The organism is Caballeronia telluris, from assembly GCF_001544495.1.
Taxonomy (GTDB): Bacteria; Pseudomonadota; Gammaproteobacteria; order Burkholderiales; family Burkholderiaceae; genus Caballeronia; species Caballeronia telluris.
On the sequence record NZ_FCNZ02000158.1, the window covers coordinates 1 to 566 of the forward strand.

1 pseudogene is annotated in these 566 nt (G+C 57.4%); it reads left to right on the forward strand.

Features of this window, described 5'->3' with window-relative positions:
- Positions 1 to 87 precede the first annotated feature (87 nt).
- A pseudogene (locus AWB66_RS32705) lies at positions 88 to 486 on the forward strand (IS110 family RNA-guided transposase); the annotation flags it as partial.
- Positions 487 to 566 lie beyond the last annotated feature (80 nt).

Genomic DNA, 566 nt, shown 5'->3' on the forward strand with positions numbered 1-566 from the left:
TGCAGATGGAATGGGCACCACCCACCTGAACGGCATCGGTGTGCCAAAGTTGAGGTCTGACGTTCGACTGAAGTGGAGGTACCCGAAATGGAAATTACCGCTGTTGGTGTGGATATCGCCAAGCACGTCTTCCAGGTGCACGCCGTGGACGCCCGTGGACATACCGTATGCCGTAAGCGTCTCAGCCGATCACAAATGGCGCCGTTCTTCGCCCGTCTCTCGCCCTGCCTAATCGGCATGGAGGCCTGCGGCAGCGCACATTACTGGGCACGCAGGCTGGCTGCGATGGGACATACGGTGAAGCTGATGGCGCCGCAATTCGTCAAGCCTTACCTGAAGACGAACAAGAATGACATGAACGATGCCGAAGCCGTCTGCGAAGCAGTGCAACGACCGAACATGCGCTTCGTGGCCGTCAAGACGGTCGAGCAGCAAAGCATCCTGCATTTACATGTAAGCCGGCAGCTACTCGTCAAGATGCGCACCCAGTGTCACGGATCGGCGTAATGACGCCGGGGATGATCGCCGTAATGGCGCCAGTTTGAAGTGAAGTAAAACGCGGATTC